This is a genomic window from Blautia sp. ZXY-1-C6 (genome assembly GCF_056339875.1).
Map to the genome: position 1 here is coordinate 1 of NZ_JBWJVQ010000066.1, position 8,320 is coordinate 8,320.

The following is an 8,320-nucleotide window of genomic DNA, read 5'->3' on the forward strand; positions in this document are numbered from 1 at the left end:
GGTGCTATATTTCATAACCAGAATCAAATAAAAACACTGAATGAGAATTATTATCTAAACTCATTATGTACACTCACTCCTCGACCGCCCAAAATCCAAGAGCATATTGTTCTTTTTTCTATTATAATATATTTCTTGTATCAGAACAAGTGTTTTTGTGATTTTTTATGAATTTTTATGCATTTGAGCAGATATGCTCGAATGTGCAATTCATCCCATCACCTATAGGACGCCACTGAAAAAGTGGTAAGTTTAGTATCACAGGGTGTCAAATATGTGCAAAAATGTTCCTTGATAATAAAATATTGCTAAAATAGTGTTTTGAGGGATGCAAAATCTACCCTTTTGAGAGATGAATTTTCCTATTTTTCCTCATTTGGGCAGACTTCTCCCTTTAGTTTTAAAATTCGTCTTAAATTGACTGCAAATATTGATACTGCTCCTTGAAGTTGCATGTTTGATAGTCCAGCAGCATCACAACGACTATATCCGTGTATATTTTTTAATTCACTATTTTTTGCCTCTATCATATAGCGGGTTTTGAAACGTTCCTTGAAATATTGTGTTTTTTGAAACGCTTCTTGATTTTTATGATAATCTGATTTAATAGTGATACTATACGTTTTGTTTTTTGCATTTTCTTTATAGCAGCCATTACGATAAGGACAGACATGGCATTTATTAATATCGAAAAAATATTTGATACGTGTATTCTTTTTCTGATTACTACGTTTGTCAATTCGATATTTTATAGCCAAATGCCCCGCTGGGCACTGCATGGTATCCGCATCTTTATTAAAGATAAAGCCTTCCTCTGAACGAGTCCCTTTTATGATGCTCGGGTTAAGCTTTGAAATTAATTTATAGTCATTGCTTTGTGCATCTTTTAAATTTTCCAGTGTGGAATATGCGGTATCTGCTATTACTTCATTAACGGTTGCACCTGCTGCTTTACTTTTTTGAACCAGTACTGGAAGTTCCTGACCATCAAATGCTTCGCCGGATGTGATTGTTGCTGCTGTGATAATCCGTTCATCTGTCATGGCCAAATGAGTTTTGTATCCGTAAAAAGAAGAATTGACCGTTTTATGGCCAATCCGGGCATCCGGGTCAATGGATTGATCATAACAATCAATCTGATTATCCAAAATTTCGGATAACATAGAAGATTCTTCTTTAATCGTTGGCAGTTCTGAATACGGACTTTCCTGAACTGTGTTTAATAATTCATGACAGTATTCATTATACTCATCTAAAGAAGCTCGTTTTTCAGGTTCATCTGGCAGATAAATGTCTTTATCAGAATCTTTTAAAGCTGCTTTTAAAGCTGCTTTTAAAGAAGTAGAGGCTTTTTTCAACATTTCTCTCTGAGTAGTTTTATGATAACGGGCTTCTGTATGAGTTGAGTCAACAATTATAGTATTGCTTTTTAAAACACCTTGATTTATGGCAAGTTCTACACTTTTATTTATGAGCAGATCAAGTATATTTTCATCTTTTAAACGCTGCTTTCTGAATTTGGTTAAAAGACTAGGATGGATAACCTCTTCTTCTGGCGTTAATTCCAGAAAATATTTAAAAGACATATCATATCGTGATCTTTCAACAACACCATTATCAGAAAGGTTATAAAGATATTTTAAAAGCAGATATTTAAATAGCAATATAGGGGTTTTTTGCATTACGTCCATTATCAAGGCAATATTTATTTTTTAATTCATCATATATAAAAGAAAAATCGACCAATTCCCTGATTTTTCTTAGAATATGATCTTTTGGAACAATCATGTCATATAAATCTGAATAATAACTAAGGCTAAGTTTAAGTTGGGATGATAACATTTCAACCTCCGACAATTATGATACCTTAATTATATCAGATATATGATTTTACGACCACTTTTTCAGTGGCGTCCCTATAGAGGTGAGGGAATTCTTGCTACGATTGTTAAATAATTGCAAAAAAGGTTTCAAATTATCAGAACTCTTGATGAGATAATGATAACATGAAACCTTTTTGCGTAAAGCGGTATGTTGGATTTGCTTCATGGGGACCGCTTCATATTTTATTTTTATGCACATCATTCTTTATGGGGTCTGACCCCAATGTTCAGCAATACCCACACGGTCACAATCCGAATCAGTTACCAACAACAGGTCAGCGTTGCACTTCCTGGCATACTCCATTGATAAGCATCCGGTATACTTCAAAATATTTGCAGCGTATCAACAGCTCCGATGCCATCCCCGGACGGTACTTCAGAACCCGCAGCGGCTGTCTCGGCTCTGCACTGCCGTGAAGATCTGCCACATCCAACGCCTTGTCGATATGCAGTTCTCTTTTCTTCCCGTCCTTTCCTATGCGGTCGTAATCATACAGCCGATAGGTCAGGTTCGAGCTTTCCTGGATTTCTGCAACGAGCGCACCTGCCCCAATGGCATGGATCGTGCCTGCAGGGATAAAAAACAGGTCATCCTTGTGAATAGGTACATTCTGCAGATACTTCATCACCGTGCCCTGTCTTTCTTATCAGTTGTATTTTCTATCTTATTTACCGCTCCAGCTCAAACTTCTGCTTATCGTGAACGTTGATATCCGCGCCCAGCTGTACTTCAATCAGCTTCAGTTCTGTATCAGCTATCACAGTATGACGGCAGCCTGCGGACATAGTTATAACGTCACCTGGCTTTACCATCTGCTCCATATCATCCACGATGGTTTTTCCCTCACCAGATATGACTACTCACACCTCATCCCGGTTCTTGTGACTGTGATAGTTCATACTGTGGCCGGGATTTTTATAATTTTATTTCGTTCTTTTTTCTTTAGGCTGAAAAATTACTGGAAGTTCACATTTTTGCAAGAAATTCCGCATAAATACGGGCTGTTTTTAAATTTTATTCTCATTACCTTGATAGAAGATAGTAATTTATTACATTTGGAAGTTTCATTACGAATAACAAATGTGTTCTATGACATTCCCTAGACAAATAGATGAAGCCAGTAATCGAACACAGTCAAAGTCGCCCGACATATGCCGCATGCTATAATGAACACGAGATATCTCCTAGCTGTTTTTACAATATTTGATTGCAAATCAAAAAGCGTTCACAGCTCACCCTGACAGATGCTATGAACGCTCTAAAAAGAACAAAGACCAGAAAACGCCTTCTCATAAGACACACGTCTCTAAACACGCATATAAGATATACCCATTATTCACCACTCAGCAACAGATCCGTCAACATGTCTCCATATTGGATTCTTCCACTGATGCTTTGTCAGATTCTCTTCCAAAACAAGTTCTTTATTCACTTCAATCCCCAGGCCAGGTTTCGTTGGCATTGCACAGAAACCGTCAACAAACTGAAAATCTTGTTTATTTAATGCATAATCAAGCACACTTTTCCCAACATTATAATGTATGCCGATACTCTGTTCCTGAATAACTGCATTATAGCATGTTGCATCTACATTCAGACACGCAGCCAATGCGATTGGACCAAGTGGGCAATGCGGAGCGAGTGCCACGTCATACGCTTCTGCCATAGACGCAATCTTCTTCACTTCGGTAAGCCCCCCTGCATGAGACAGATCCGGTTGAATAATATCTACACCACCAGCTTGCAGAAGTCTCTTGAAATCATATTTAGTAAAGAGCCTTTCTCCCGTAGCAATTGGAATATTACAGGCAACGGCAATCTCTTTAAACACTTCCATATTTTCACACAGCACCGGCTCTTCAATAAACATCGGGTCGAACTCTTCCAGTTTTTTAGCTAGTATTTTTGCCATCGGCTTATGAACACGTCCATGAAAATCAATTGCAATACCAAAATACTTGCCACATGATTCTCTAATCGCAGCAACTCTTTCAAGAACAGCATCTATTTTGTCATAACTATCAATCATCTGCAGCTCTTCTGTCGCATTCATTTTGATTGCTTTAAACCCTGCGTCCTGCCTTTCTTTTGCCGCTGTGCCAACATCCGATGGCCTATCTCCACCAATCCAGGAATATACTTTAATCTTATCTCTACATTTTCCTCCCATCAATTCATATGCCGGTGCACCAAACGCTTTGCCCTTAATATCCCAAAGCGCTTGATCGATACCTGAAAGAGCACTCATTAAAACACCGCCGCCACGATAAAATCCAGCGCGAAAGATTGTAGCCGAAATGTCTTCGATTCGGAATGGATCCTGTCCTATCAAATACGATCTATATTCTTGCACACATGCCAGAACAGCATCACAATGTCCTTCAAGTACTGCCTCACCCCATCCAGTGATTCCTTCATCTGTAATAATTTCTACAAATCCCCATCGTGGTCGCACATGGTAAGCATTAACTTCGACTATTTTCACTTTCTTATGTCCTCCTTCAACAGAATTTCTTTTATATCTTTATTTTAGAATGATCATCACACCCTTCATTTTACCCTTGATACATATTTTTGAACATAAGATACTCCCAAATCCCAATTTTTATCTTTCAACACAGATAACGGCATAAGGTTACTCGCCAGCCCTACCCCCATATATCCTTCTTTAAAATAGTCATTAATATTATCAATAGTTACGCCACCAATTGCAATATAATTTGCCTCATCATATGGTCCTTTTAGCGCTTTGAGATATCCTTTCGGAGCACACCCTGCCGGAAACAATTTCATTGTTTTATAGCCAAATTCCAAACTTGTTGCAACATCTCCAGGTGTAAACACCCCAGGCAATAACATAATGTCTTTTTTTGCACAATACTGAAGCACATCAATCGGTGTACCTGGCGTAAGCAAAAATTGAGCTCCTGCTCCTATTGCCGCTTTTGCAAGATCCACACTTATTGCTGTACCTGCTCCTATCATACATTTTTCCCCAAAGCGATCTCGTAGTATTGCAATCTGTTTTAAACCATGCTCGCTGTTCAAAGCCACTTCAAAAAACGAAATCCCCCCATCTACAATTGCCTGCGCATAATCAACCGTATATTCCAATGGGATATTTCTCAGTATTGCAAGTATCGGATTTTCTTTTACAACAGAATACATATCCATTCTATTTTCCTCCTAGTATTATTGAAAATCAGATATGATCAGTAATAGCAACCATCGCTACAGGAGCAGCTTCCAACTGTGAAAAACGAATTGGAAATGCACAAATTTCTTTTATTCTTTCCACACCTAATAACTTCTGAATATTTACATCTTCAAAAAGAAGCAATGTTCGTTCTTTCTGTTCACTATTTGTTTCCAACAACGCATGATGGCATGGAAACCCTTCATCTCCACCTGTAATAGCACTATCATAACTAATAGAATCCATTGCTATTGCCTTTAATTCAGGGAATTCTTTTCGTAAATATTTCGCAGCCATTACCTCCATACATGGGAAATTATCCACAAAATCCTCCGGAGAAATATCTCTCAAACGCGAATGACCTGTATATAAGAACAAAATATCACATTCTTTTATTTCAGATTCATGCAATTTTAAATCCTCATATCGAATTCTCTCCCCTTTTCCTTTTGCAATTTCCAGAACTAATGGTTTTGTATAATGGAAATCCTCTATCGGAATCTGGTCGATTGTTTTTCCATTAGCATCAAAATGAAACGGTGCATCTACATGTGTTCCTGTATGCAAATGGTGAAATACAGAAGATGCATTGCTTGGATCTCCATTTTGTATTACTGTATTATATTCAATTCTTTCTGCTGGATTCGTTGGCCATTTAGGCATATCCAAACTTATTATGTAACTTAATTCTATTAACATTTTTACTCCTCATCTGGTTTACGGAAAATATATCCTTTACGTACCATATCAAACAGAATTGCCATAATAATAATCAATCCCATAACTACCTGCTGCAGATATGCATTAACACTCATAAGGTTCATTGCATTACTGATAATTGTTAAAATTAAAGCTCCAACAATCGTACCAACAATGCTACCTTCTCCACCTGACATGCTTGCTCCGCCGATTACTACTGCTGCAATCGCATTTACTTCCATACCATTACCAATTGTACTGGTACATGTTAACAATTTTGACGTTAATACAACTCCAACCAGAGCAGACATGACACCCTGAATAACATAAACTGAAAACTCAATCAGTCTTACATTGATTCCGCTTAGCCATGCAGATTTACGATTACTTCCTGTAGCATATACCTTGCGTCCGTATCCTGTATATTTCAATACAATATACGCGACTATATATAAGCAAATCATCAGTAATACGCAAAATGGCACACCTGCAATCTTTTTAAGGCCAATAAAACTATATTCCAAAGGAAGCCCTATAATCGTCTTTCCCATAGAAATATAAAGTGCTAATCCCGCTGTTACATTAGACGAAGCAAGCGTAGCAATAAATGCCGGCATTTTTAATACCGTAATTAAAAAGCCATTAAAAACACCAACCAATACGCCTAACAAAAGCATTATGATGATTGCTGTTCCTACTCCTACTTTCCCTTCTGACAATAACTTTGTTCCAATCGTTGCCGAAAAAACAATACAACCTCCGACAGACAGATCAATACCACCTGTCAGAATAACAAATGTCATGCCAATCGCTGCGATACCACAGGTTACAGACTGTGCCAACACATTGCTAAGGTTTGAAACAGAAAGAAATTTGTCTGTAAATATTGATGCAATAATACACATTACCAGCAATATAATAAATACCGACCCTTGTGACTTCATGAAATTTTTTACAATGGTTGTTCCGTTGGATTCCTTTTTCATTTTATAACCCTCCACCTTTACATTACGAGTCTTTGTAAATCTGTTTCATTTATTTTATTTATTTCATCCATGCCATATTCTCCTGTAATCTGGCCATCTTTCAACACTAAGATTCTATCAGCCATACCAAATACTTCCGGTACTTCTGATGATAACAATATCACCCCTATACCTGCTTCTACCATTTCATTGATCAGCTTATATACCTCTACTTTTGCTCCAATATCAATTCCTCGCGTTGGTTCATCCAAAACAATAATCCTGGCTTTTGATGCAAACCATTTGGCAATAACAACTTTCTGCTGATTTCCACCACTTAAGTTTGTCACCTTTTGTTTCATACTTTCACATTTAACCTGCAATTTTTCAATTAATTTCTGATTAACTGCTTTCTCTTTTTTTAAATCCAGAAAAACACCTCTTCTGATATGTTTTAATGCCGCTAGCGAAATATTAAAATCAATTGCCTGATTAACCTGCAGCCCCTCTCCGCCTCTGTCTTCTGAAATATATCCTATTCCGGCATTCACCGCCTCTACCGGAGATGCATATCTTGCATTTTTGCCATTAAACCAGATATTTCCTGTCAGCTTGTCATTACCTTTTCCATATACTCCAAAAAGAGCCTTTGCTATTTCTGTTTTTCCAGCACCGAGAAGTCCCACAATTCCAAGAACTTCACCACGTTTTAATTCAAACGAAATATCATTCAAATGGTTTTTCAATGTAATATGTTCAAATCTCAGCAATGTTTCGCCCTTTTCATAGCGAACTTTAGGATACTTGTTTTTGATGGTTTTTCCAACAACCATTTCTGCCAACAACTCTTCATTAATATCTGATGTTTGCACTGTAGCTACTTTTTTTCCATTGTTTAATATAGTTATTCTATCTGTGATATCCATCATCTCATCTAATTTGTGAGAAATAAATACAACAGAAATTCCTTCCTTTTTCAAATTTCTGACAATGGCAAATAAATTTTCAACATCTTTTTTGGGCAACGCAGAAGTCGGCTCGTCCAGAAGAATAAATTTACAATTTCCGTTTAAAGCTCTTGCAATTGCTGCAATCTGTTGCTGAGCAATACTAAGACGATCCATCCTTTCATTTACATTAATGTCCACTTTAATCAATTTAAGGAGTTCTTTTGATACCCTTTCCATTTCTTTCCAGTCAACCATGCCAGCCTTATTCTTAGGAATATTCCCCTGGCAGATATTCTCTGCCACGGTCAGATGCGGAAACAGATCTAGTTCTTGATACACCATTCGTATTCCATGATTAGCTGCTGCATGAGGAGAGTCAAAAGACATTTTTTCCCCATCAATATATATATCACCAGTTGTAGGTGTAAGCGCTCCATTGATAATCTTCATCAAAGTTGACTTTCCTGCTCCATTTTCTCCAAGAAGACCATGTATCTCACCTGGAAGGATTTCAAAATCGATATCAGACAGTACTGTAATTCCATAAAACTGTTTTCCAATGCCATTCAATACTAAACCTTGTTTATCCATTGTAAGTTCCTTTCAGAAAATAGTTTATAATTGCA

7 protein-coding genes and 1 pseudogene are annotated in these 8,320 nt (G+C 37.2%); all 8 read right to left on the reverse strand.

Annotated elements, in window-relative coordinates:
* Window positions 1-362: 362 nt before the first annotated feature.
* Window positions 363-1,842 (reverse strand): annotated as a pseudogene (locus AC075J_RS02635) (IS1182-like element ISRmsp2 family transposase).
* 316 nt (window positions 1,843-2,158) lie between these two features.
* A complete protein-coding gene (locus AC075J_RS02640; RefSeq protein ID WP_020993826.1) occupies window positions 2,159-2,509 on the reverse strand; it encodes a class I mannose-6-phosphate isomerase in 351 nt (116 codons plus the stop codon).
* Window positions 2,510-2,552: 43 nt separating this feature from the next.
* Window positions 2,553-2,738: a cupin domain-containing protein gene (locus AC075J_RS02645; RefSeq protein ID WP_319017478.1), complete on the reverse strand. Its 186-nt coding sequence runs from the start codon at window positions 2,736-2,738 to the stop codon at window positions 2,553-2,555.
* Window positions 2,739-3,220: 482 nt separating this feature from the next.
* Window positions 3,221-4,369 (reverse strand): galactonate dehydratase, encoded by a 1,149-nt coding sequence (gene dgoD, locus AC075J_RS02650; protein WP_055060736.1) that lies wholly within the window; start codon window positions 4,367-4,369, stop codon window positions 3,221-3,223.
* A gap of 65 nt (window positions 4,370-4,434) precedes the next feature.
* Window positions 4,435-5,058 (reverse strand): bifunctional 4-hydroxy-2-oxoglutarate aldolase/2-dehydro-3-deoxy-phosphogluconate aldolase, encoded by a 624-nt coding sequence (locus tag AC075J_RS02655; RefSeq protein WP_081019028.1) that lies wholly within the window; start codon window positions 5,056-5,058, stop codon window positions 4,435-4,437.
* A gap of 28 nt (window positions 5,059-5,086) precedes the next feature.
* On the reverse strand, window positions 5,087-5,779 hold the full coding sequence (locus AC075J_RS02660; RefSeq protein ID WP_055201535.1) for a cyclase family protein: 693 nt from the start codon (window positions 5,777-5,779) through the stop codon (window positions 5,087-5,089).
* A gap of 2 nt (window positions 5,780-5,781) precedes the next feature.
* On the reverse strand, window positions 5,782-6,765 hold the full coding sequence (locus AC075J_RS02665; protein ID WP_055060738.1) for an ABC transporter permease: 984 nt from the start codon (window positions 6,763-6,765) through the stop codon (window positions 5,782-5,784).
* Between the two features lie 17 nt (window positions 6,766-6,782).
* Window positions 6,783-8,285: a sugar ABC transporter ATP-binding protein gene (locus tag AC075J_RS02670; protein ID WP_055060739.1), complete on the reverse strand. Its 1,503-nt coding sequence runs from the start codon at window positions 8,283-8,285 to the stop codon at window positions 6,783-6,785.
* Window positions 8,286-8,320 lie beyond the last annotated feature (35 nt).

Excerpts from the sequence above, each read along its gene's own strand:
- AC075J_RS02670 (WP_055060739.1), bottom strand. The coding sequence starts at position 8,285 with ATGGATAAACAAGGTTTAGTATTGAATGGCATTGGAAAACAGTTTTAT.
- AC075J_RS02660 (WP_055201535.1), bottom strand. The coding sequence starts at position 5,779 with ATGTTAATAGAATTAAGTTACATAATAAGTTTGGATATGCCTAAATGG.
- AC075J_RS02665 (WP_055060738.1), bottom strand. The coding sequence starts at position 6,765 with ATGAAAAAGGAATCCAACGGAACAACCATTGTAAAAAATTTCATGAAG.
- AC075J_RS02655 (WP_081019028.1), bottom strand. The coding sequence starts at position 5,058 with ATGGATATGTATTCTGTTGTAAAAGAAAATCCGATACTTGCAATACTG.
- AC075J_RS02640 (WP_020993826.1), bottom strand. The coding sequence starts at position 2,509 with ATGAAGTATCTGCAGAATGTACCTATTCACAAGGATGACCTGTTTTTT.